The 22,542-nt window shown below is 36.2% G+C and carries 22 protein-coding genes and 1 riboswitch; of the genes, 10 read left to right on the plus strand and 12 right to left on the minus strand.

What is annotated here, in order from left to right; all coding sequences use genetic code 11:
• Positions 1 to 10: 10 nt before the first annotated feature.
• Positions 11 to 1,549, minus strand: coding sequence for a gluconokinase (gene gntK / locus ACQKP0_RS09650; RefSeq protein WP_427405624.1), 1,539 nt, complete (start codon positions 1,547 to 1,549; stop codon positions 11 to 13).
• A complete protein-coding gene (locus ACQKP0_RS09655; protein WP_427405625.1) occupies positions 1,542 to 2,273 on the minus strand; it encodes a GntR family transcriptional regulator in 732 nt (243 codons plus the stop codon). Before ACQKP0_RS09655 ends, gntK begins: the two co-directional genes overlap by 8 nt.
• A 464-nt stretch (positions 2,274 to 2,737) precedes the next feature.
• Here ACQKP0_RS09655 and ACQKP0_RS09660 point away from each other — a divergent pair, with 464 nt between their 5' ends.
• A complete protein-coding gene (locus ACQKP0_RS09660) occupies positions 2,738 to 3,643 on the plus strand; it encodes an alpha/beta hydrolase (protein WP_427405626.1) in 906 nt (301 codons plus the stop codon).
• A 131-nt stretch (positions 3,644 to 3,774) separates the two neighbouring features.
• Here ACQKP0_RS09660 and ACQKP0_RS09665 read toward each other — a convergent pair whose 3' ends face one another.
• Entirely contained in the window at positions 3,775 to 4,965 is a 1,191-nt protein-coding gene (locus ACQKP0_RS09665; RefSeq protein ID WP_427405627.1) for a coenzyme F420-0:L-glutamate ligase, read from the minus strand.
• Between the two features lie 117 nt (positions 4,966 to 5,082).
• Here ACQKP0_RS09665 and ACQKP0_RS09670 point away from each other — a divergent pair, with 117 nt between their 5' ends.
• The 3 genes from ACQKP0_RS09670 (at position 5,083) to ACQKP0_RS09680 (ending at position 8,079) form a co-directional block, all read left to right on the plus strand.
• Positions 5,083 to 5,973 (plus strand): LysR family transcriptional regulator, encoded by an 891-nt coding sequence (locus ACQKP0_RS09670; protein WP_427405628.1) that lies wholly within the window; start codon positions 5,083 to 5,085, stop codon positions 5,971 to 5,973.
• Positions 5,974 to 6,235: 262 nt separating this feature from the next.
• Entirely contained in the window at positions 6,236 to 7,267 is a 1,032-nt protein-coding gene (locus ACQKP0_RS09675) for an ATP-binding cassette domain-containing protein (RefSeq protein WP_427405629.1), read from the plus strand.
• A complete protein-coding gene (locus tag ACQKP0_RS09680) occupies positions 7,264 to 8,079 on the plus strand; it encodes an ABC transporter permease (RefSeq protein ID WP_427405630.1) in 816 nt (271 codons plus the stop codon). Before ACQKP0_RS09675 ends, ACQKP0_RS09680 begins: the two co-directional genes overlap by 4 nt.
• Before the next feature lie 99 nt (positions 8,080 to 8,178).
• Here ACQKP0_RS09680 and ACQKP0_RS09685 read toward each other — a convergent pair whose 3' ends face one another.
• The 7 genes from ACQKP0_RS09685 to ACQKP0_RS09715 all read right to left on the minus strand — a co-directional run bounded on the left by ACQKP0_RS09685 (position 8,179) and on the right by ACQKP0_RS09715 (position 14,216).
• The gene (locus ACQKP0_RS09685) at positions 8,179 to 8,814 is read right to left on the minus strand and encodes a lysoplasmalogenase (RefSeq protein ID WP_427405631.1); all 636 of its coding nucleotides are present in this window, start codon (positions 8,812 to 8,814) and stop codon (positions 8,179 to 8,181) included.
• A 530-nt stretch (positions 8,815 to 9,344) separates the two neighbouring features.
• Positions 9,345 to 9,515 carry a hypothetical protein gene (locus ACQKP0_RS09690; RefSeq protein WP_427405632.1) on the minus strand — a complete coding sequence of 57 codons (171 nt, stop codon included), beginning with the start codon at positions 9,513 to 9,515 and terminating at the stop codon, positions 9,345 to 9,347.
• 102 nt (positions 9,516 to 9,617) lie between these two features.
• The gene (locus ACQKP0_RS09695) at positions 9,618 to 11,111 is read right to left on the minus strand and encodes a peptide MFS transporter (protein ID WP_427405633.1); all 1,494 of its coding nucleotides are present in this window, start codon (positions 11,109 to 11,111) and stop codon (positions 9,618 to 9,620) included.
• 385 nt (positions 11,112 to 11,496) lie between these two features.
• Complete coding sequence (locus ACQKP0_RS09700; protein ID WP_427405634.1) at positions 11,497 to 12,207, minus strand: hypothetical protein; 711 nt, start codon at positions 12,205 to 12,207, stop codon at positions 11,497 to 11,499.
• Entirely contained in the window at positions 12,204 to 12,950 is a 747-nt protein-coding gene (locus tag ACQKP0_RS09705) for a hypothetical protein (RefSeq protein WP_427405635.1), read from the minus strand. The genes ACQKP0_RS09700 and ACQKP0_RS09705 overlap by 4 nt, the downstream gene beginning before the upstream one ends.
• Positions 12,937 to 13,833: an ABC transporter ATP-binding protein gene (locus tag ACQKP0_RS09710; RefSeq protein WP_427405636.1), complete on the minus strand. Its 897-nt coding sequence runs from the start codon at positions 13,831 to 13,833 to the stop codon at positions 12,937 to 12,939. Before ACQKP0_RS09710 ends, ACQKP0_RS09705 begins: the two co-directional genes overlap by 14 nt.
• Positions 13,830 to 14,216, minus strand: a complete 387-nt coding sequence (locus tag ACQKP0_RS09715; RefSeq protein ID WP_427405637.1) for a GntR family transcriptional regulator — start codon at positions 14,214 to 14,216, stop codon at positions 13,830 to 13,832. The genes ACQKP0_RS09710 and ACQKP0_RS09715 overlap by 4 nt, the downstream gene beginning before the upstream one ends.
• A 228-nt stretch (positions 14,217 to 14,444) precedes the next feature.
• Between ACQKP0_RS09715 and ACQKP0_RS09720 the strand changes: the two genes are divergently transcribed.
• The 3 genes from ACQKP0_RS09720 (at position 14,445) to ACQKP0_RS09730 (ending at position 17,458) form a co-directional block, all read left to right on the plus strand.
• Entirely contained in the window at positions 14,445 to 14,930 is a 486-nt protein-coding gene (locus ACQKP0_RS09720) for a PaaI family thioesterase (protein WP_427405638.1), read from the plus strand.
• Between the two features lie 39 nt (positions 14,931 to 14,969).
• The gene (gene kynU, locus ACQKP0_RS09725) at positions 14,970 to 16,256 is read left to right on the plus strand and encodes a kynureninase (RefSeq protein ID WP_427405639.1); all 1,287 of its coding nucleotides are present in this window, start codon (positions 14,970 to 14,972) and stop codon (positions 16,254 to 16,256) included.
• Positions 16,257 to 16,462: 206 nt separating this feature from the next.
• On the plus strand, positions 16,463 to 17,458 hold the full coding sequence (locus tag ACQKP0_RS09730; RefSeq protein WP_427405640.1) for an alpha/beta fold hydrolase: 996 nt from the start codon (positions 16,463 to 16,465) through the stop codon (positions 17,456 to 17,458).
• Positions 17,459 to 17,555: 97 nt separating this feature from the next.
• Here ACQKP0_RS09730 and ACQKP0_RS09735 read toward each other — a convergent pair whose 3' ends face one another.
• Positions 17,556 to 17,684: a DUF4023 family protein gene (locus ACQKP0_RS09735; protein WP_427405641.1), complete on the minus strand. Its 129-nt coding sequence runs from the start codon at positions 17,682 to 17,684 to the stop codon at positions 17,556 to 17,558.
• Between the two features lie 393 nt (positions 17,685 to 18,077).
• On the opposite strand from ACQKP0_RS09735, the gene ACQKP0_RS09740 reads away from it, so the two are divergent.
• Together ACQKP0_RS09740 and ACQKP0_RS09745 are read left to right on the plus strand one after the other, a co-directional pair.
• Positions 18,078 to 19,259, plus strand: coding sequence for a ParM/StbA family protein (locus ACQKP0_RS09740; RefSeq protein WP_427405642.1), 1,182 nt, complete (start codon positions 18,078 to 18,080; stop codon positions 19,257 to 19,259).
• 9 nt (positions 19,260 to 19,268) lie between these two features.
• Entirely contained in the window at positions 19,269 to 19,841 is a 573-nt protein-coding gene (locus ACQKP0_RS09745; RefSeq protein ID WP_427405643.1) for a hypothetical protein, read from the plus strand.
• 246 nt (positions 19,842 to 20,087) lie between these two features.
• Here the strand turns inward: ACQKP0_RS09745 and ACQKP0_RS09750 are convergent, their stop codons facing one another.
• Complete coding sequence (locus ACQKP0_RS09750) at positions 20,088 to 21,218, minus strand: 5-methyltetrahydropteroyltriglutamate--homocysteine S-methyltransferase (RefSeq protein ID WP_427405644.1); 1,131 nt, start codon at positions 21,216 to 21,218, stop codon at positions 20,088 to 20,090.
• A 101-nt stretch (positions 21,219 to 21,319) separates the two neighbouring features.
• A riboswitch (SAM riboswitch) is annotated at positions 21,320 to 21,431 on the minus strand.
• 326 nt (positions 21,432 to 21,757) lie between these two features.
• Here ACQKP0_RS09750 and ACQKP0_RS09755 point away from each other — a divergent pair.
• Positions 21,758 to 22,534 carry a sulfite exporter TauE/SafE family protein gene (locus ACQKP0_RS09755; RefSeq protein WP_427405645.1) on the plus strand — a complete coding sequence of 259 codons (777 nt, stop codon included), beginning with the start codon at positions 21,758 to 21,760 and terminating at the stop codon, positions 22,532 to 22,534.
• Positions 22,535 to 22,542 lie beyond the last annotated feature (8 nt).

Here is a 22,542-nt window from a genome sequence, read left to right on the forward strand (position 1 = left end):
ATTAAATATCCTAGATATGCTTATTTAAACTTCTTTGATAACTAGCAATCCTTGAATAATCCTTTTCCAATATTCTGGAGAGGTTGATGAAAATCGGTAATAATTGTCTATACTCTTGAACTGCTTCTTCCTTTGGCGTGTGCTTATAGGTGTTGCCCACCATTTCAGTGACTACTTCAAAAGAGTCAATTTTTCCGAATGCATAAAGACCTAAAATACAGGCACCAAGACACGAACTTTCAAAGCTTTCTGGAACGACTACTTCAGATTCGAAGATATCGGACATCATTTGACGCCAAACCTCTGACCTTGCGAAGCCTCCTGTTGCTTGGATACGGGTAACAGGACCATCCATGCATTCAGTTAATGCTAAAAATACTGTATATAGATTGTAAATAACACCTTCCAGGGCTGCACGAATCATATGTTCCTTTTTATGTGACAGTGTTAAACCGAAAAATGATCCGCGTACGTCCGGGTTCCATAAGGGTGCACGTTCACCTGCAAGGTATGGATGAAATAATAATCCATCCGCACCTGGTCTTACACGTTCAGCAATCTTGGTTAATACTTCATAAGGATCGATTCCTAGTCGTTTCGCCGTCTCTATTTCGGATGAGGCAAATTCATCCCTTATCCAGCGAAGGACCATCCCGCCATTGTTAACTGGGCCGCCAATAACCCAATGGTTTTCTGTTAAGGCATAACAAAATGTTCTTCCTTTTTCGTCTGTTTTTGGTTGATCAATAATCGTTCGGATGGCACCGCTTGTTCCAATGGTGATGGCAATTTCGCCTTTTCTAATGGCGTTTACTCCTAAATTAGAAAGGACGCCATCGCTTGCGCCAATGACAAAGGGTGTCTGTGGATCGATTCCAACCTGCTTGGCTAAATCCGGATGACAGTTCCTGAATATCTTGGTGGTTGGTACAAGTTCGGATAATTGTTCTCTTGTAACACCCACAATTTTTAAAGCCTCTTCATCCCAATCCAAGTTGTTGAGATTCATCATCCCCATGGCAGAAGCTAAGGAATAATCGACAACATATTGATCAAAGAACTTTTTAAAAATGTATTCTTTAATCCCAATATATTTTTTTGTCTTGGAAGCAATTTCAGGCCGTTCGTTGACAATCCAGGCAATTTTACTTAATGGCGACATGGGGTGAATAGGTGTCCCTGTTCTTCGATATACTTCATGCCCGTTTAACTCTTCTTTTATTTTTTTGGCCCATGCTTCACCACGATTATCGGCCCAAGTGATGACAGGCGTCAGCGGCTGATTATTTTCATCCATTGCGATGATACTATGCATGGCACTGCTAAATGATATAAACGATGGCTTTTTTTGAGAATGCTTGGTTATATTTGAAATGGCTTGTAAGATAGTCTGAAAAATCTCTTCTGGGTCTTGTTCAGCTGTTGACATATCCGGTGTATATAGGGGATATCCAATATTCTCTTGTTGGATTACTTCACCTTTTTCTGTAAATAAAACAGCTTTGGTACTTGTGGTACCAATGTCTACCCCTAACATATAGCTAGTCATTTTTTTGCTCTACTCCTTTTGATAACAGTTGTTGTGACATCCAAAGGTCCTCTACTTTACCTTGGACATCATCAAAGTTCTGATGTAAGGACTTTATCATCAGGGCCCTGTCTTTTGTATCAATCGCTTTAATATAAAGCTCATGGTTTTTAATAATCCGTTCAAAATCATCATACTTTTCTTTAAAACGTGCACGCATCGATAAAAGAATGAAACTTTCCATAACAGGCTTTAAATTTTTCCAAATCATCATCATGTAGGAATGATTAATGGCACCGATTATGGTTTCGTGGAACAGGACATCTTGATAAGAAAACTCATCTGCGTCACGGTATTTTATAGCAACTTTCATCATTTCAAGTATCTTATTAAGTTCCGTTACTAACCCGGAAACGTCAATCTTTGCTAACCGTTCAAAAACAAAGGTTTCTATAAGTAGACGTACATCATAAATTTCTTCTATTTCTTTTTCTGTTAATCCAATGACAACGGCACCCATTCTTTCTAATCGGATCATGTTTTCAGAAGCAAGTATTTTTAATGCCTCACGAATGGGAGACCGGCTCACTGAAAAATCTGCAGCTAATTTATTTTCTGATAATATGGTACCGCTTTCAACCTTGCCGGCAATAATCCGCATTCTAAGCTCACTTGTGACACGTTCACCAGCGGAAGCTTTTGAAAGCCATTTTTCAGGATAAAGAAATTCCATTGATTCAGTCATATATTTACCTTCCTATTATTCAAGTATACTTGTATACAAGTATTATAGAATAAGATTTTAGATTTGCAAACGCTTTAAATAAATTTGCCCTGAAATTTTTTCAAAGCTTGGTAAGGATATAGAAAAAATAAGATTTTTGTTTGAAAATAACTATTGGAAAAAGGTGTATAACGAGGGTTACAATCAGTTTAAATAAAGAGGTATTAATCCAACTGTGGTATAACTCTAAACTGCCAATTACTTAGGTATGGTGAGCCGTATAATAAGTAAAATAGGCTTATAAATATTTCAACCATAGAAATTGTATGTCAGTAAGTAATGTCAATTGAGTATCCAGAATACTTTTAATACAGATATAATTTTTAAACTACATTTTATTGAATCCTGCTATGCGAAAGATTAATTGGGCTTTAAAGTAGAAACTTAGTTTTTTATACGATTAGTCTAAGTCAGGGGAGGAAAATATGTTAAAAAAGTTTTTATATCGTATAATGCCTTTATTATTTATTATTATCTTAATTGTATTTGTAATGAATGGTTTTTCATTAGAATCTATTATCCGAGAATTTTATCATCCTCGAATGATTGAATTAAAAATAGATAGCGATTCTTTAAAAAAAGTACAAAAAGTCAATATCTATTTGCCTCCAAATTATAAAAAGGATCACAAGTACCCTGTTCTCTACCTACTTCATGGGAAAGATGGTAACGAGCAGAGCTGGTTTAATGGAATTTTAGGAATAAATGCTGCTAAGATCGATCAAACAGCAGACCGCCTAATTAAAGAAGAGAAAATCCCCCCTTTAATTATTGTTAGTCCGATGATCGATAATAGCTATGGAATAAATTCATCGGCAATTACTAAAAAGATCGATGATCATGATATAGGACTATATGAAGATTATATTATGAAAGAATTAATACCTTATATTGATTCAAAATACAGCACGATTAAAGACAAATATGGAAGATATATTGGTGGCATATCAATGGGTGGTTTTGCTGCTTTACACTTAGCTTTCATTCATACTGACTTCTTTTGCAAGGTCGGAGGTCATAGTGCAGCAATAAGGGCGGATGAAAACGCTGGTTCAGGAATCGGTTGGCTATTTAACAACGGCAATCGTAGAGAGCAAATTGACCCGCTATATCTAGCTGATAACCTGGATAAAAAAGACATTTTCGTATATTTAGATCATGGAACAATTGACCATGATTGGCTTGTTGAAGGAATGAAATCCTTGTATACGAAGCTAAAAGGCAAACATATCGACGTTCAATATGTAACTGCTCAAGGAGGTCATGATTATAAATATTGGTCCAGTCAAACAGAACGTTATTTATTGTTCTATACTGATAAAAGAGAATAATAGTTGGTTAATAATGGAACAATGAGCCATAAGCCCTCTCTAGATCTAAGAAATGAAAAGAAAACCAATTGAAAAAGCAATGCTAGTAAAAACTAGCATTGCTTTTTTATCACGATATTAATTCGTATATATTAATTCGTATAATTATCAAAGTACCCTTGAATAAAGATAATTGGAGTACCCTTGTCACCGCTTCCTGAGGTTAAATCCGATAGGGAACCGATAAGATCAGTCAGTTTTCTTGGTGTCGTTCCTTGTGCTTCCATAGCTCCGGTTAGATCAGAATGTTTATTGTTAATATATTGAGAGATTGCTTGTTTTAATTCTTCACCTTTTAAATCGGCAAAGTTGTTATCAGCAAGATATTTAAGTTTCACTTCATTCGGTGTACCATCTAGTCCTGATGTAAAAGCTGGTGATACTACTGGATCAGCAAGCTCCCATATCTTCCCTACTGGATCTTTGAATGCGCCATCTCCATAAATCATGACTTCAACATTTTTACCTGTTTTTTCGTTAAGCATCTGTTGTATTTTATCAACGATAGGCTGACAATTACGTGGGAAAAGCTTAACACTATGTTCTGTTGATTTATTTGAACCTAACAAACCATAAGCTTCATTATATCCGCTGCCATCGATTGGTTCTGATAAGATGTTATCGAGACTATAGACTTTCTCTCCACCATTAGCTTTTAGTATTTTCTTCGTTCTAAATCTTGTATGGATATCACAAGTAAGAACATTTTTTGTATAGTCTAAAATGGTCTTTGGATTATTTGAGAAGATAACTTCACATTCCACACCGTATTCTTCAATTAATGATTTATAATAATCGATATAATCCACGCCAGTGAATGGATGTTTATTATAGCCAAAGTGGTTTCGGAATTGTTTTTCTGTTAAAACATCTGTCCAAGGATTCACTCCTCTTTCATCAAGGATATCTAAATTTACTAGGTGATTCCCCACTTCATCTGCTGGATAGCTAAGCATTAAAATAATTTTTTTCGCACCCTTTGCAATCCCACGCAGACAGATGGCAAAACGATTACGACTTAAGATAGGAAAAATAACACCAACCGTTTCCTCACCAAATTTCGCCTGAACATCTTTTGCAATATGATCGATTGTCGCATAATTCCCTTGAGCACGGGCAACGATTGATTCTGTTACCGTAACGATGTCTTTATCATTAATTTCAAAGCCTTCCGCTTCTGATGCCTTTAACACACTATCTACAACAATTTCTTCAATGTTGTCTCCTTGATTGATGATCGGACCACGAAGTCCTCTAACAACTGTTCCAACTAATCTTTCCAAAATAATTCCTCCTAATCACCAGGTTTATTAAGAATTATGTATCTACTTGTAATATACACCTGTTAAGTGATATAAGTAAAATTAATATATGTAATATAAGATATAAGGACTGGTTATATGATAAGCAAATTAGATTTATATAAAATTTTTTGTAGTGTGGCAAAGGTTAAAAGTTTTTCTAAGGCAGCAAAAGATCTTTATATGTCACAACCAGCAGTTAGTCAAGCAATTATGCAATTAGAAAGGGAATTAGATACACGTCTATTTAATCGGACACCAAAAGGAGTTTCTTTAACAAATGAAGGGAGTATTCTATTTGAATATGTTCATGCAGCAATTAAGTTGATTAATGTTGGAGAAGAAAAGATTTTAGAGTTTAAGGATTTAACGACAGGTGAACTAAAGATAGGTGTAAGTGATACAATTGCTCGGTATTTCTTAATCCCATACTTAGAAGCTTTTCATAATCAATATCCAAATATTAAGTTTCGCATGGTGAATGGAACAACTTTAGAAATTTGTTCAATACTAAAATCAGGAGAAGTGGATCTTGCCATTTGTAACTTTCCAATTAATGACCCTGCATTAGAACTTAAACCATGTATTGATATTCATGATATTTTTGTTTGCGGGGAGAACTATAGGAAGCAAATTTCTCAACCTTTAAGCCTCGAACAACTAGTCAAACAGCCATTAATTTTACTTGAACCGAAATCTAACTCAAGGAGATATGTGGAAGATTATCTATTATCTAAAGGAATAAAGATTTCTCCTGAATTTGAATTAGGCTCACATGATTTATTATTAGAGCTTGCCAAAATAAATGTAGGGATTGCATGCGTGACAAAGGAATTTTCCCAAGAATATTTAACAAAAGGACTACTCCATGAAATACAGCTAACTGAAGAAATTCCGAAGAGATCTATTGGAGTATGTTTTTTAAAAAGCGTGCCTTTATCACCTGCTTCAACAAAATTTGTGGAGATATTGGAAAATAAATTGGAATAAACCGATAACTAAAATCTATATGATTTAAAAAAGGCGAAGTTTTAAATGTAACTCCGTCTTTTTTTTGTATTGTTCATATTCAGTTCATAAATGAAGTTTATCATCTTTAAATAAAAAGTTATAAAAAAAAAATACAGGCGAATATCCTGATGTGAGAGGTGCAATGGAAAAATCCGCCTTAAGACGGAAGGGATTCCCGACGAGAGATCATTTTTAAAATAAAAAATACAAATTATAGTAATACGAAGAGGGAGGAATTACGATGAATAATTTAAACAAAAAAGAAACAATTATAGATAATGCTGAATGGGCTGTTGAAGCACGCGGCCTTGTTAAGAATTTTGGCGACAATCGTGCAGTCGACGGGGTAAATATGAATGTACGTGCCGGTACGATCTACGGTGTGCTTGGTCCGAATGGGGCAGGCAAAACCACCACGATTAGAATGCTGGCGACCTTACTGAGAGCGGACGCAGGATCGACGCGTATCTTTGGATACGATGTGGAGAAAGAGCCGCAAATTGTACGTCAATTAATTGGGGTAACCGGTCAGTACGCATCGGTCGATGAGTCTCTTAGCGCTACTGAGAATCTGGTCATCTTCTCTCGACTACTAGGGTTGGGGCGAGCAGATTCACGGCGTAAAGCTGAGGAATTGTTGGAGGAATTTAGTTTAACAGAAGCTGCGAAGCGTCCGTTGAAAAATTTCTCTGGTGGCATGCGTCGCCGGCTGGATCTTGCGGCAAGTCTCATTGCACAGCCGCCACTGATTTTCTTAGATGAACCAACTACCGGCCTAGATCCGCGAACACGTAATCAAATGTGGGATACGATCCGCCGCTTGGTAAAGACGGGTTCAACTGTGTTGTTAACAACACAGTACCTCCAAGAGGCAGATGAGCTGGCCGATCGAATCGCGGTTATTGATCGTGGCCGGGTAGTCGCGGAGGGTACGGTGAATGAATTAAAAGCTTCAGTCGGTACCTCATCATTGCATTTGAACATCCAAAATCCACAGGACATTCAAGAGGCGCGCCAGACCGTAGAAAAGGTTCTTAAGGTCCAGTCATCTGTTTCACCAGAAGGTGGAAAGATTACTGCTCCGATGGCGGAAGCCGACCGGGTTACTGATCTGCTTATCGCTCTCCGTGAGTCAGGAATTCAGTTGGCCGAGTTGAGTGTACAGAAACCGACCCTAGATGAAGTCTTTCTGACCATCACCGGCCACGGTGTTAAGGAGGAAGCTTCTAAAATATACAATGAATTCGACAGAGCAAGGGAGGTAAGAGCATGAAAAGTACTTCTATTAATCAAGTTTCAGAACGTCAGCTGCGCAACAAAACGAGCTTCAGCCAAACGGTACGCAATTCGTTAACGATGGCGTATCGAGGTTTACTGAAGATTAAGCGTACACCTGAGCAATTGTTCGACGTCACGCTCCAGCCCATCATCTTTACTCTGATGTTTACTTACATTTTTGGTGGGGCAATCTCCGGAAACGTGCATAACTATTTGCCCGTTATCATTCCCGGTATTCTCGTGCAGACAGTAATTACAACCTCAATCGTCACCGGAGTCCAACTTCGTGAGGACATGGATAAGGGTGTGTTCGACCGATTTAAGTCGCTGCCTATTGCGCGAATTGCTCCATTAGCAGGAGCCCTGCTGGCTGATACTATTCGGTATACTATTGCGACAGTGCTCACTTTCGCCATGGGGTATATCATGGGATATCGTCCGGATGGAGGTCTTGGTCATGTCGCCATCGCAGCACTTCTTGTGATTGTCTGTTCGTGGGCCATCAGTTGGATTTTTGCTTTCTTTGGTGTAATTGCGCGTACTGCATCAAGCGTACAGGGGATCTCAATGCTTGTGCTGTTTCCTCTCACGTTTCTCTCCAACGCTTTTGTGCCCGCAGAGACCATGCCTGACTGGCTTCAGTGGTTTGTAAAAATTAATCCAATCTCGCACCTCGTTACTGCCGTCAGAGATCTCGCCAACTCTGGTACCATAGGTTGGGACCTATTCGTCTCCCTCATTGGCGCGGCTGTCATTGTGGCGGTCTTTGCGCCAATCACTGTTCGTGCATATATGCGTCGGACATAGGCGAAGAGATAGTCTCACCACTTGGAACTTGGGTTCTTCGGATACATGATTTCATTGGGCTGTCGCCATGTCCTTCTGTTTGGACATGGCATTTTTCCATTATTTGAGGACAAAACCAGACTGATTGATGCTGTTGTTACCGATCTTAACCGTTCCAATACTATGGGCAATAAGAAATTGAGCTGTGTAATAGGTTGTCATAATGAGCGGACCAGAGAAGCTGATATTAGAAATAAACATATTCCATGATAGAATTGAGTCAGATATGACAAACAAAAGACTCCCGATGATTGCCCACTTGTTTCCGGTCATGATGGCTGACCAAGCCATTAAGGAGATTACGGTTACGTAAGCTAGAACAGGTACGATTAAAGAATCGCTTCCATCTCGAGATAATGCTGAAATTAATTCCTTGCCCATAATACTAGCGTAAATGCCAATAGGTAATATCATGACGAATCGTATTTTTGAAAAACTCCATCTACTCAAAAAACCCGCTAAATAAAAGAGATGTCCAATAAGAAATGCTGATAAACCAATTACAAACCAGTGAAGTAGGCCATCACCCAGCATGCAGAAAAACAAACCGGTTAACATAATCCAATGAGTAAGTAATTTTTTATAAGGAAATTGTCGGTAGGCATAATAAATAATCAACCACATTGGAATTAACTTAAATAGGAGCTTTACCATCAGTGGATGATCAGGGATAAAGAAAATGTAGAGAATGCTCATTAGCAAAATGAGAATAGGTAGCCAGTAAGATCTCAAAGAAACCACTTCCTTAAGAAAAATAATTTTTTGAAACTTTTTAAAAAGGTAAGAAAGCATAAAATTTTACTAATGATATTAGACATGAAAAGTGTCTGCTATGTCTAGCTCCAGCGCCTATCGGCTAGCGGATTTCTCCGTCTACTCCCTACGATAAGTCAACATCGACTCGTCCCTCGCCGTGTCTCCTTTATCTCAGTCGAAGACTACGAAATCCGTACGCCGATGGACAAGGCGCTTGCGCTTTTCTTATGTCTTTGCATCACTTTCTAATGATTGAACAATACTGTTTTTTAAGAATAACTGTGTAATAAGTTTCTATTAGTAGTTTGAAAATTCCTTCTTTTTATAAAAAGCTCTTTTCTAATACTTTGTTGCTATTTGTAACAAAGTAAAAATCGGTAGTAGGATTTTTACGGTTGTTTTCGCACTTATACAATGAGTATGGGATGAAGAAAAGAGCACGAAACCAATTTAATTAAGGATGTAGCTTTTTACGATAAGCAACAATCTTTACGAACAGCTTTATAAAAAGAAAAAGACGAGAGCAATTCTCTCGTCTTTAAATGGTGTTTTTTTATAAGGCTCTTTTCTGAAACATTGTTGCTTTCTGCAACAAAGTAAAAATCGGCAGTAGGATTTTTACGGTTATTTACTACTTTCATAATGAGGATGGATGATGAAAAGAGCACGAAGCCTATTTATTTAAGGATTGGAGCTATATACGAAAAGCAACAATCTATGCGAAAACAGCCTTTTATAAATAGCTAGCGAACACCTTTCATAAAGCTTTGGATCTTTGGTGATATGATTAACAAGATTATTCCAAGAAGAATAGATACCCCACCTATCACTCCAAAGTAGACCATTTCAGTTTTAGGTGTATAAAATTTAACGATTTGTGCATTAAGTGCTTGAGCAGCAGCGTTCGATAGAAACCATAAGCTCATTGTTTGTGCAGAGAAAGCAGCAGGTGCTAATTTAGTTGTAGCTGATAATCCTACAGGAGACAAACATAATTCCCCTATAACGACAATAAAATAACTAAGTACAAGCCATAATGGGTTTACTAATGAATTGGATCCACCAAAATAGGCTGGTAAAAGAATAACAAGGAATGAAATACCTGCGAACAGTAAACCTAATGAGAATTTTTGCGGTATAGATGGCTGACGTTTTCCTAATTTCATCCACAACCAAGCAAATACAGGTGCAAAAACGATAATAAATAATGGGTTTAATGATTGGAACCAAGCAGGTGAAATATGGATACCTGCGAAGTCTAATTGTGTTCGTTTATCTGCATAGTTTGCAAGAATAGTTGAGCCTTGCTCTTGAATGGCCCAAAACATAACTGAAGCAATAAACAATGGAATATAAGCGATAATACGTGAACGTTCTACTTTTGTTGTTTTAGGGCTACGATACATCACTACGAAATAGATAGTCGGAATTAGAATCCCCAAAATCCCTATTAAAGCGACGAAGCTTTTAAATGTTAGTATTCCAGCCGGAATCGTAATGGCTACTAATACAGCAATAATCACTACGCCTAATCCAATGATTGTGTAGACCTTTTTCTTTTCATCCGGTGATAAAGGATTTGCGATGAAAGTTCCAGCAAGACCTAGATTTTTTTTCTTAGTGATGATGAAAAGGATTAGTCCGATAAACATACCAATAGCTGCTAAAGCAAAACCCAGGTGGAAATTATTCTTCATTCCGATTGTTCCGACAATTAATGGCGAAAGGAAGCCCCCTAAGTTAATCCCCATATAAAAAATACTAAATCCTGAATCACGACGATTGTCTTCTTCGCTATAAATCTCTCCGACAATGCTAGAAACGTTCGGTTTAAGAAGTCCTGTTCCAAGTACAATTAAAACCATGGAGACAAAAAACATCGCCAAATTTCCAGGTATAGATAATGCTATATGCCCTAGCATAATCAGTACTCCACCATAAAAAACGGCTTTGGAGGTTCCGAAGAGTCTATCAGCCATCCAGCCGCCAATAATTCCAGACATATAAACTAAAGATCCATAGATAGACATAATTGCAAGTGCAGTAGATTGATCAAGGCCTAATCCGCCTTTTGAAACCTCATAGTACATATAATAAACGAGGATTGCCCTCATTCCATAATACGAGAAACGTTCCCAAAATTCTGTAAAGAAAAGAGTGAATAATCCCTTAGGATGTCCAAAAAAACCTTTTTGAGGGACACTTTCCACAATTTTCTGTCTGTTTAATCCTGACATTACACAACCTCCCTTACTATTATAAAATAATACTTTTAATTTTTTTTATTGTCAAAAACATTATTTGGATAATGATTTATAATGAACGTGGAGGTAATGTATTGAAAATACATTTTTTTGAAATAATTATTTATTTTTGGAAATAGTAGTTTGTTCTTCATCTATTATCTGGACACTACGTTATTCAAATGAATCTATGTTGTTATTATGTCAAAAACAAACTCGATTACTCATTATTTTTAGGTGAATGACTCAATTTTCGCAGATAAAAAAAAACTCATGTCGTTTGCATGCTTAAAAGAAAAAGACGAGAGTTTTTTTCTCGTCTTAAAAATTTTTTTTGATGTTAAGAATAAAATATGGATGTTTGATTTAAACCTATTACTCATTGTCCGATATACTCAATATTCACCTTATCTTCATCATGAATAATCTTTAGATCTTTTGGTACTTTTAAGTAAAGCACCGGATATCTATATGAGCCTCCATGGTGATTATCTTCTGATGTTTCACCTGTAAATTGTGTAATCGTAAACTCCTTTTTAAACAATGAGTAAGTTAAATTAATCGGCTTTTGAGAACCAAAGGAGACAGTGTCATTCATCCATTCTAATTGATAAGGTTTGAATGTTTCTCCTATTTCAATATTGAAATTATCCATCTCCATTTCTGGCTTAAATACTAAACCTTCAATTTTGTCATCATTTGTCTGTTTTCTTTCGACTAAGATGCTCAATTCTAATGTATCACTATTCACTTCGATTTTTAATTGTTTATGAGGATAGTCCTTTTCCCATTTTTCCGCGACAAAACTTTGGTTGATCTGATCCACCTTCCCGGCTGATATTAACTTATCTAAATACTCCCATTGATTTTCTGTTTCATTTTTTTTATTAAATGTGACTTCTTTTGACTGGGGAATAAAAGCACATAATATCGCTGATAATAATAACACTCCTATATAAATGCTTAGAATCATGCTTATTTTATTGCTTATTTTTACCCTGCTTTTTTTCCTTTTTGGAAAAGAGGTATTGCTTTTTCGAAAGAAAAAAATAACCAAAAAGATAATAAGAAACAATAACAAAAAGCTCATTTTCTAACCTCCAATCGGTTGGAAATCGCAATAGAAATTGTAAAGAGTAAACCTGCAGTTAAGATAACTTTAATGAAAAATATCAGGAAAGAGGACTCATTGTAGAAAAATCCTGCAATCATTTCAGTAAAGTAGCCGCTATTTCTTAATGACAATATATTTAGTCCAATTAATAATCCTGGGATGATAACAATAAATATCTTGTGTAATTGAACAAGTGTCCCGACGAGATAACCTAATGCAAAAAATAGCAAAACATAAAGAATGGTTGCTGTAATTCCTATGAATATTTCGCTTATTGTTAAAGTAAAAGAGCTTCCGTGTAAAAATTCCGTATTTTTGAAGGAGTAAATGATCATTTTTAATAAGAATCCTGATAAGAAAGAAGTAATTCCTCCAATGATACTTGCAGTTAGCAGAAATAATATGTTAGATAAATGGCTTGTCACCCTATTTGTGATAAACGCAAAATCATCGTAGCGATTAGCCTTTGTAGTAATAAGAATCGCTGAAATAAATGCCCATAAACAGGTCAATGAGATTATAGCGGTTGCAGAGTAGTAGGTGATATGAACTCGAAAATAATTACTACCACTTTCATAACTGTCCGTTCCCCCAATTGCTAAAAAAAAGCTAATTACTTGAAGAATCATCATCGTGCTAAAAAATTGAGCATACGATTTTAATTTGAAAAAATATTGTTTTTTCACAATTTCTGTTTGACGGATTTCAATTAAAGACATCATCTATCCCTCCCTTATTCTTCCTCGTTAAATAAACGCATAAATCATTTGAAGAAACTGGTGTAAGCTTGATTCCAGCTAACTGCATATTATCAAGATCAAAAGGGGCAAAGTTATTTTTTACTACGGTGTATATAGTGTTAGAACTAATTTCCTTCTGATACAAAATTTCACTGCTCTCCGTCCATTGTTCTATCAATGTTTTTGCCCCTTCTAACCCAATTGCGAACTCATTTAGTTCTGCTATAGGACAATGTAAGAGAACTTTTCCGTCTTTGATAAGTAATACATCTTCTAGTAAGTCTTCTATTTCATTTAAATGATGGCTTGATAGAATAATTGTTCTTGGGTGTGCAATATATTCTTTTAATAAGGCACGGTAATAGTCCTTTCTGACAGATTCATCCATACCGGTTGTCGGCTCATCAAAGATGGTTAATGCACAGCGTGAAGATAGTCCGATAATCATATTAAATGTGCTTTTCATCCCTTTGGACAAATTGCTGTGATATTGGTTCGGATGGAGTGAAAAATAGTCAAATAGACGACTCGCTAGATCAGCATTCCAATTAGGATAAAAACGGCTAGCTTCTTCTAATATTTCTTTTAATTGTAATGAATCTGGGAGATTCATTTGATCATCGATGAAAATTGTATTTGCTGAGACAAAAAGATTATTAAATGGCTTTTTCGAAAATACAGTGATTTCGCCGGAAGATTCATGTAAAAACCCAGCGATTATTTTTAAAAGGGTTGTTTTTCCCGCCCCATTTCTTCCGATCAATCCTGTAATGGTATTTTCTTTTATGGTAAAAGAAAGATCATTTAAGATTCGTGTTTGACCATAATTTTTCATCAAATGCTGACATTCAATGGCATTCATTTTCCTTCCCCCTTTATTTCTTTATTTGCGGTTTGAATCATTTGGATTAATTCTTCTTCATCTATGTTAAGATTTTTTGCTTCATTAACGATTTCAAAGATTAAACGTTTCAAGGTTTGTCCCTTCCTTTTTGCAAGGATGATTTCAGTCGCTTGTTTTGTAACAAACATACCGAGTCCGCGTTTTTTATAGAGGATGTTTTCTTCAGCCAAAATATTTAGTCCTTTAGCAGCTGTTGCTGGATTAATGGTAAACATCTCTGCAAGCTGGTACTGAGAATACATTTTTTGATCGCTTTTAAAATTGCCATTGAGAATTTCATTTTCTAACCATTCTGAAATTTGCACATATATTGGCTTCATTCCATCCGTGTTTAATATCAAGCTTTTTCCTCCTTCCTGAGGATTAGTGCATTAGTGTTGTAATGTAGTATATATTACAATGAATAAATTGACAATAGGGAATTTTTTTTATTAATTGTTTTTTTTGAAATAAACTTATTAGTACTTCATATTTACCCTAGAAATTATTTATAAGTAATTTATTAAAGCTTAGCCATTCCACCTCATATTTTTGATATGTTATACTATTCTGAAAAGGGAGGGAAAATTATGGTAGAAAAAGTAAAAAACGCAATTCAAGATCATTATCCAGAAGATTTTGCATGGTGTTATGGCTGCGGTCGTTTGAATGAAGCGGGGCACCATTTTCGAACAGTTTGGCAAGGGGAAAATACATTGACGATTTATACACCAAAACCGGAGCATATGGCGCTTCCAGGTTTTGTTTACGGAGGTTTGATTGCATCTTTAATTGATTGTCATGGTACTGGTTCGGCGGCGATAGCGCTTCATCAGAAAAATGGACATGAAGTGGGAGATGGATCGGAACCGCCTCGGTTTGTGACAGCCTCTTTAAAAGTGGATTTTGTTAAACCGACTCCACATGGTGTTCCTTTGAAAGCGATAGGGACGATACAAGAGATTCATCCAAAGAAGTGGAAAGTGGATACAGAGGTATATGCTGAAGACACACTTTGTGCTCGAGGAGAAGTCATTGCTGTAGTGATGCCAAATACCTTTATGAAAAAAGATTAACTTTTTCTTAGAGATGTTTTGATAGGAGGAAACCACCTAATGGATGATCACAACTTCGATGCTTCTTTTGAGTATGCTCGTCAATTAGATAAACATGACAGCTTAGCAGCCTTCCGAAATGAATTTTATATGAAAGAGGGAACGATCTATCTCGATGGAAATTCTCTCGGATTGTTGTCAAAAAGGGCGGAACAATCATTATTAGAATTACTTGATTCGTGGAAACAGTTTGGTATTAATGGGTGGACAGAAGGAAAATATCCTTGGTTTGACTTATCTGAGCGATTAGGAGATTCGATTGCTCCCTTAATTGGTGCGTTGTCTGAAGAAGTAATCGTAAGCGGTTCCACAACAACGAATCTTCATCAAATGGTTGCAACCTTTTACGAGCCAAAGGGGAAGAAGGCAAAAATCCTTGCTGATGAACTAACATTTCCTTCAGACATTTACGCTCTGCAAAGTCAGATTAAATTAAGAGGCCTTGATCCTGATGACCATTTAGTTCGAGTGAAGAGCCAGGATGGGTTAATAATTGAGGAAGATGATATTATTGAAGCATTGACAGACGACATCGCCTTAGTCGTCTTACCAAGTGTACTGTACAGAAGCGGACAAATTCTTGATATGAAGCGTTTAACAGAAGAAGCACATAAACGAGGGATATTAATTGGCTTTGATCTTTGTCATTCAATTGGTGCAATAACGCATGAACTTCATGAGTGGGATGTTGATTTTGCGGTTTGGTGTAATTATAAATATTTAAATAGTGGTCCAGGCAGTGTTGGTGGTCTATATGTAAATAAAAAGCATTTTGGGAAATCATCTGGGTTAGCAGGATGGTTTGGTTCTCGTAAAGATAAACAATTTGATATGGAGCATACACTGACACCTGCAGAGAATGCCGGAGCTTATCAAATTGGAACACCGCATATTTTGAGTGTTGCACCATTAATTGGTTCTCTCGCCATTTTCAAGGAAGCGGGTATGGAGAATATCCGAAAAAAATCCTTGCATATGACACGATATATGATGGACCTCATTGCATATTATCTAAAGGATCAAGGTTTCACAATTGGAAATCCTATGGATGATTATAGACGTGGTGGGCATATTTATTTAGAGCATAAAGAAGCTGCACGAATTTGCAAGGCTTTAAAAGTAAATGGGGTTATCCCGGATTTCCGAACACCTAACGGAATTCGTCTTGCACCAGTTGCTCTTTATAATACGTATGAAGAAGTTTGGAATTCAGTCCAAATTCTGAACCAGATTATGCGAGAAGAGCAGTATAAACAGTTTGAGAATAAGCGTGAGGTTGTGGCTTAATTTAGGGGAATAGGAATAAACGAATTAGAAAATATTATCTTTATAAAACGGGAGGAAGTAATTTCTCCTGTTTTCTGTTATCATTCGAAATTAATGAAAATACTTAAGTTTTTTGTACTCACTGTTTTGTAGAAGCTTAAAAGTTGTTAATACTATTTTTTAACTTTAAAATGTGGGTATTAAAATCGATTTAGGAGGTGAGGATTATGTTCATTCGTAGAACCCCGGCTATACAGAATGCACCAAATAGTATATCCTCACTTGAATCGATGACGATCGGCGGTGTTGAACAATGGCTTCTATTACGCGGATGGGATCAAAGTAAACCGATCCTCCTCTGGGTTCATGGCGGGCCAGGTGCAGCACAAATTAGTTATATAAGACAGTTTACTAGGGAACTTGAAAAGGAATATCTCGTTGTTAACTGGGATCAACGGGGTACTGGACTTTCCTTTTCCAAAAACATACCTAATGATTCGATGACGTTAAATCAAATGGTGGAAGATCTAGTTGAAATCGTTAGAAAACTTTGTTTGCGTTTTTCAAAAGAAAAAGTCTATATTCTGGGTCACTCGTTTGGAGCTATTCTCTCATTTTTGGCTACCAGTCGTCATCCAGAGCTTTTTTATGGTTTTTTTGCTGTTTCTCCAGTTATTAGTTGGACTGAAAATGATAGAGTTTCATATGAGTTTATACTTAAAAAGTCTCAAGAGATTGGGAATGAAAAGGCCTATGCTGAGCTTAAGAGAATTGGGCCACCTCCATGGAATAAGTTATGTTTCGATTGGATATTAACTAAATGGCTGCAGGAGTTTGAAGTAGGTTTAGTCCATAACGGGAAACTTGCGGGTTTATTATTCAAGCCAATATTAAAAAGTACTGAATATCGTTTATTTGATTTTATTAGATGGATGAGAGGGAAATTTTTTTCAACGTCATTATTAAAAGAAGAATTAGCCTGTTTTGATCTATTTAAGTCGAATAAAAACCTTCAAGTTCCTATCGCTTTCTGCTGCGGTCGCCATGATTTTACTACACCAAGTGTATTAGCAGAAGCCTTTTTTAAAGATCTTCAAGCTCCCGTTAAGAAATGGGTGTGGTTTGAGAAGTCTGCACATTCACCTATGTTTGAGGAAAGTGAAGCTTTTAACCGATTTATTCTTGATACTGCTAATGAATGGAGTAGAGAAGTAAATACTTAAACCGGTAGAGGTTAGAAAGTGTTGATTTAATTAAAGGGAGAGTGACCCAACTGCAATATGCGGACACTTATGGGACACTCTTCCTTTTTATGAAGAACTATTTATTTGTGCCGTGTTGTTTAGTCGGTAATTTCTTGCCAGGACTGCCTTTACCCCGTTTTCTATTTTGTTCAGCTTTTTCTTGATCATTGTGGAGTTTTTCTACAAAATCATGTGTGTTTTCCATTGATTCATCCTCCTATAATAGAATCTCGTTGTTACTTTTTCCATCTGTATTTAAATCATGCAGATGAGTGAAAAATAAATAGGACCTTTAGAATTAGAAATGGTTTCTGATTGCTGAAATTTTATTGAAAAAGCAATATGTATACATATTTGTAAACAAGTACACATATTGTATACATTTGTGTACGGAAATGTATACTTGTACACAAATGCGTATACATATTGATATATAAGGATTTTTTAGTCCTTATCCCGCTATGTTTACAAATCCGTATACAAGATTACAAATGCATGTCTATTTATAAATATTCGTGATATATGTTCATGATTCATTGACGGGTCAGTTTAGATCTAATAACCTTTTATTCGACATATTGTGAAAGGGATGATTCATTTGACAAATTCACGTATTGCAGCAATTGATGTAGGTAACGATTCTCTTAAAGGTATATTTGGAGAACTAGATAAAGAAATAAATATTCCTAATGTAGTTGCTAGGGATATAGAGGATCGCCCAATTATTGGTTTAGAAGATTTAGATAAACAAAATCCCATTGATGGAATACATATACGTGTCCACTCTCCCATTTTAAAAGATAATAATGCAATTTACCGTGTAGGGCACCTCGCGACAAAGAGCAATAATTCAACCGAATTAGACCCAGGAAGCAGTAAATCAGAGGAAGATCAAACACTTATTATGTTATTTGCTAGCTTAGCCTTGGATGCGGTTAGTGAAGAAAATTCCCAGATTTTTAAACGTTCTAATCATGTCATTGAAGCAAACTATACTTTAGGTACCGGCCTTCCACTTAGGGAAGTAAAGGAAGGAAAAGATGTTGGTTTCCGCTCTCGTTTGCTTGGATCTGTTCATCAAGTTGAATTTTTAGTTACCCCGAGATATCAAGGTCAAAAGGTAAATATCAAATTTGAGGAAGTAAAAGTATATCCAGAAGGTTTTGCTGCTTTTATCAATCTTGTGATGGATAACAATTTAAATATTATTAATAAGGAATTAATTGATAAAAGAATCCTCATTCAAGACATTGGAGGCTTATCAACAGATATTGCAGTTATTAAAAACCGCAAAGTAGATGATGATAAAGCTCAAGGGTATAACTTAGGTGTTTCAGAGTCTCTTGAATCAATAAGGGAAGAAATTAGGTCTAAACATGGTGTCGAGCTTGATAGCAGACGAGATGTTGTTGAAATCATTACGAAGAAAAATGATCGTAACCACATCATGGTCAAAGGAAGCCGGACAAGCGTTCACGATATAGTGGATCGAATTTTATTTGATTTAGCTAAAAAGCAATACCGTATTTTAAGGAATACTTGGCAAAAAAATTCACAAACAGAAATTTGTTATTTCATAGGTGGTGGTTCAATTATTTTAAAGGACTATCTCAAAACGATGAACAATAATCTAGATGGCTATAATATCGATTTTTTTGAAGATGAAAAAGAAAGTATTTGGATGATGGTAAATGCTTATTATAAGTTAATTACGGACTTTACTCGAAAAAATAAAAAAGATGAGCCAAAAGAAGAAAAAAAATTAGCCAAAACCAAATAAGGTGATTAGATGAAAGGAATAGAAATGAAGCGGGGACAGCCAATCACATTTCGAATCCCCTCTGATACACCAGACCATATTTTAAGACATTTGGAAAAGCTAAAGGAAACTGAAAGAAGAAATTTTTCAAGTAAAATCGCTGAATTTGTAATGACTGGGGTTGGACAATCTTTATCAAAACACCGAGAAACGTTAACAATCCCATTACCTAAAGGTCTAAACAAAGCACAGCGAAATTGGTTAAAACACGAACAATCTCAGGCTTTGTTAGGCAGCATTGTCTATCAATTATTAACAGACCCTGTCAGAACCGCATCTCTGATCGCTTCCTTAAATAAAGTAGAAGTGGATGATTACCCATATTTTATGGAAGAGTCTACTGATGGTGAAATAGATATTAATGAAATGAGAATGGAACATTATGAACCGAAGCTTGATGAAGAAAAAGTGGTTCAGGATGACGATTTAGAAAACTTTGATTGGCATATAGCTACAGAAGAAGAAGAAATCTCTTCCGTAAAAGAAGAAACAGAAGACATTGAGGATCTTCTTGGGGACTTTCTTGCACAAATGAATAAATAGAAAAATATGTTGTCAGGCATCATTGATACCTGACAACATTTTATTAGATCTATAATTTTGTACAGACTAAACCTAATTCCTTTATGTCCAGCTCCTAGCCCCTCGAGGTCAGAAACTGGCTACCGAGGAAGGTCTGCTTTAGTACTTTCCCAATGAAGTTAAAGAGCGGACTTCATTGATGAAAATCCAAAAGCTGATTTTCCCGGAACATTTTTGCCCTAGGATGATCGAGGCGCTTTCGCACTTCTATTTCCAAACATCATGGGCAATTTCGATTACATGACGAAGTTTATTCCATTGCTGTTCTTCGGTAAGAATATTCCCCTCTTCGGTCGATGCAAATCCACATTGTGGACTCAGCCCTAATTGATTTAAGTTTACAAATTTTGAAGCTTCATCGATTCGACGCTTAATATCACCTGGATTTTCTAGTTCTCCGAACTTAGAAGTGATTAATCCAAGAATAATTTGCAAATCAGGGCGTTTCACATATCGTAGTGGTTCAAAGCCGCCGGATCGATTGTCATCAAACTCGAGGAATAAACCATCTACATTTAGACCATCGAATAATATTTCTGATACCGCATCATATCCGCCGGACTCTTTCCATGTGGATCGGAAGTTCCCCCGACATATATGCATAGTGATTTTCATATCATCAGGTCGATTTACGATGGATTCATTTATAGCTCTTGCAGCAAATTGTTGTAATTGTTTAGGATTTTGTCCTTTTTCCAGGATTTTTCTAACACCATCTTCTGAGAAAAATGAAGACCATGATGTGTCATCTAACTGCAAATATCGGCAGCCAGCATCATAGAAGGCTTGAATTGCCTTTTGATAGGCAATAGTTAGGTCATGCAAAAATTCTTCTTGGTCATGATAAACTTCTTTTGCTATTTTCCCTCTAAAAAATAGCATGTTTGGGCTTGGAATAGTCATTTTTGCTATGCTGTCTCCAGTAATGCTATGCAAAAATTTATAATCATCAAGCATTGGATGATTGGTGAAATCAATTTTTCCTGTAACTTTAACAGAATGTGCCTTTGTTGTTTTTCCATGAAATTGTAGGCCGTTTTCCGAATCATAGCCTTCTACTCCATCAAGGTTTTCAAGAAAATCAAAATGCCACCATGCTCGCCTTAATTCTCCATCAGTTACTGCCTGAAGGCCGACTTCCTTTTGTTTTTGAACGATACGAATAATTTCTTCATTTTCAATTTCCCTTAATTGATCAGCAGTGATCTTTCCTGCCGCTTTTTGCAAACGGGCATGTTTTACACGTTCAGGCCTTAATAAGCTCCCGACTTGATCTGCACGAAAAGGTGGAGTGATTGTCTGAAAAGTGTGTTTTACGTTTTCTACATTTTGAACCATTGTCTCTCTCTCCTTTGAAAAAATATATGATATTAAGAACAAACGATAAATAATAAATAAGCTCTTCCTTAAAAAAGGAAGAGCTTATTGACAAAGTCTCTTCCTCATCTTCAAGAACATAAATAGTTCTAAAGGATTTAGCACCATTCTGTTTAAATAAACAGTGGTTGCTGGGTTTCACAGGGCCAGTCCCTCCACCTCTCTTGATAAGGAAAACTATAAAATTTAATTTTATTAATATTTATCATATTATATTAATTTTGAAATAGTCAACCATCAGGGTTGCTAGTCTTTTGAATTTAGCAATAAATACTAAATATTTTATTAAAAATAATGGTTGGTGGAATACCTTGCAGGGTATAAGAATGCTCAAAAAATGACTTAACTACATGGTCAAGTTTGGTGGGCATGAGTTATTGAAGCATGAAAACGATAATGGTGTATTGAAATTTTGGATAAAAAAGGGATAATGAAAAGGGGACCATTCAAGGTTTGCTTTTCATCTGATATTTAACAATGCATTTTAAGGAGGAGCAACAATGGATTTCAGCTTTATTATTACAATTTTTATTATCGGTTTTGTTGGATCCTTTATTTCGGGAATGCTAGGTATTGGTGGAGCCATTATTAATTATCCAATGTTGTTGTATATACCAGCTATGTTGGGAGTTGCCCAGTTTAGCGCACATTCCGTGTCAGGAATAACAGCTGTTCAAGTGTTTTTTGCTACGATTGGCGGGGTATGGGCCTATCGAAAAGGCGGTTTTCTAAATAAATCACTAATTGCATACATGGGTATTAGTATTTTAATCGGCAGTTTTATCGGGGGATATTCTTCAAAATTTTTCACAGAGGGCGGCATTAACTTAGTCTATGGCATACTTGCCTTAATTGCAGTTGTTATGATGTTTATACCTAAAAGGGGAATCGATGATCAGCGTTTTGACCAAGTGAGATTTAACAAATGGCTCGCTTCCTTACTAGCTTTACTCGTTGGAATAGCCGCTGGTATTGTCGGAGCAGGTGGAGCATTCTTATTAGTCCCTATAATGCTTGTAGTGTTAAAAATCCCAACAAGAATGACCATCGCTTCATCTCTCGCAATTACATTTATCTCATCCATTGGTTCGATTACTGGAAAACTTTCAACAGGTCAAGTTGAGCTGCTACCTTCGATTATTATGGTCGTTGCAAGCTTAATTGCTTCACCACTAGGTGCAACCACAGGGAAAAGGGTTAACACAAAAATTCTCCAAATCATATTAGCAGTCATGATTTTAGCAACAGCTATTAAGATTTGGATCGGTATATTATAAAATAATGG

The sequence above is a fragment of the Heyndrickxia sp. NPDC080065 genome (genome assembly GCF_050281185.1).
Classification (GTDB): Bacteria; Bacillota; Bacilli; order Bacillales; family Bacillaceae_C; genus Heyndrickxia.

Excerpts from the sequence above, each read along its gene's own strand:
- gntK (WP_427405624.1), bottom strand. The coding sequence starts at position 1,549 with ATGACTAGCTATATGTTAGGGGTAGACATTGGTACCACAAGTACCAAA.
- ACQKP0_RS09655 (WP_427405625.1), bottom strand. The coding sequence starts at position 2,273 with ATGACTGAATCAATGGAATTTCTTTATCCTGAAAAATGGCTTTCAAAA.
- ACQKP0_RS09660 (WP_427405626.1), top strand. The coding sequence starts at position 2,738 with ATGTTAAAAAAGTTTTTATATCGTATAATGCCTTTATTATTTATTATT.
- ACQKP0_RS09670 (WP_427405628.1), top strand. The coding sequence starts at position 5,083 with ATGATAAGCAAATTAGATTTATATAAAATTTTTTGTAGTGTGGCAAAG.
- ACQKP0_RS09675 (WP_427405629.1), top strand. The coding sequence starts at position 6,236 with ATGAATAATTTAAACAAAAAAGAAACAATTATAGATAATGCTGAATGG.
- ACQKP0_RS09680 (WP_427405630.1), top strand. The coding sequence starts at position 7,264 with ATGAAAAGTACTTCTATTAATCAAGTTTCAGAACGTCAGCTGCGCAAC.
- ACQKP0_RS09685 (WP_427405631.1), bottom strand. The coding sequence starts at position 8,814 with ATGAGCATTCTCTACATTTTCTTTATCCCTGATCATCCACTGATGGTA.
- ACQKP0_RS09690 (WP_427405632.1), bottom strand. The coding sequence starts at position 9,515 with ATGAAAGTAGTAAATAACCGTAAAAATCCTACTGCCGATTTTTACTTT.
- ACQKP0_RS09695 (WP_427405633.1), bottom strand. The coding sequence starts at position 11,111 with ATGTCAGGATTAAACAGACAGAAAATTGTGGAAAGTGTCCCTCAAAAA.
- ACQKP0_RS09700 (WP_427405634.1), bottom strand. The coding sequence starts at position 12,207 with ATGAGCTTTTTGTTATTGTTTCTTATTATCTTTTTGGTTATTTTTTTC.
- ACQKP0_RS09705 (WP_427405635.1), bottom strand. The coding sequence starts at position 12,950 with ATGTCTTTAATTGAAATCCGTCAAACAGAAATTGTGAAAAAACAATAT.
- ACQKP0_RS09710 (WP_427405636.1), bottom strand. The coding sequence starts at position 13,833 with ATGAATGCCATTGAATGTCAGCATTTGATGAAAAATTATGGTCAAACA.
- ACQKP0_RS09720 (WP_427405638.1), top strand. The coding sequence starts at position 14,445 with ATGGTAGAAAAAGTAAAAAACGCAATTCAAGATCATTATCCAGAAGAT.
- kynU (WP_427405639.1), top strand. The coding sequence starts at position 14,970 with ATGGATGATCACAACTTCGATGCTTCTTTTGAGTATGCTCGTCAATTA.
- ACQKP0_RS09730 (WP_427405640.1), top strand. The coding sequence starts at position 16,463 with ATGTTCATTCGTAGAACCCCGGCTATACAGAATGCACCAAATAGTATA.
- ACQKP0_RS09735 (WP_427405641.1), bottom strand. The coding sequence starts at position 17,684 with ATGGAAAACACACATGATTTTGTAGAAAAACTCCACAATGATCAAGAA.
- ACQKP0_RS09745 (WP_427405643.1), top strand. The coding sequence starts at position 19,269 with ATGAAAGGAATAGAAATGAAGCGGGGACAGCCAATCACATTTCGAATC.
- ACQKP0_RS09750 (WP_427405644.1), bottom strand. The coding sequence starts at position 21,218 with ATGGTTCAAAATGTAGAAAACGTAAAACACACTTTTCAGACAATCACT.
- ACQKP0_RS09755 (WP_427405645.1), top strand. The coding sequence starts at position 21,758 with ATGGATTTCAGCTTTATTATTACAATTTTTATTATCGGTTTTGTTGGA.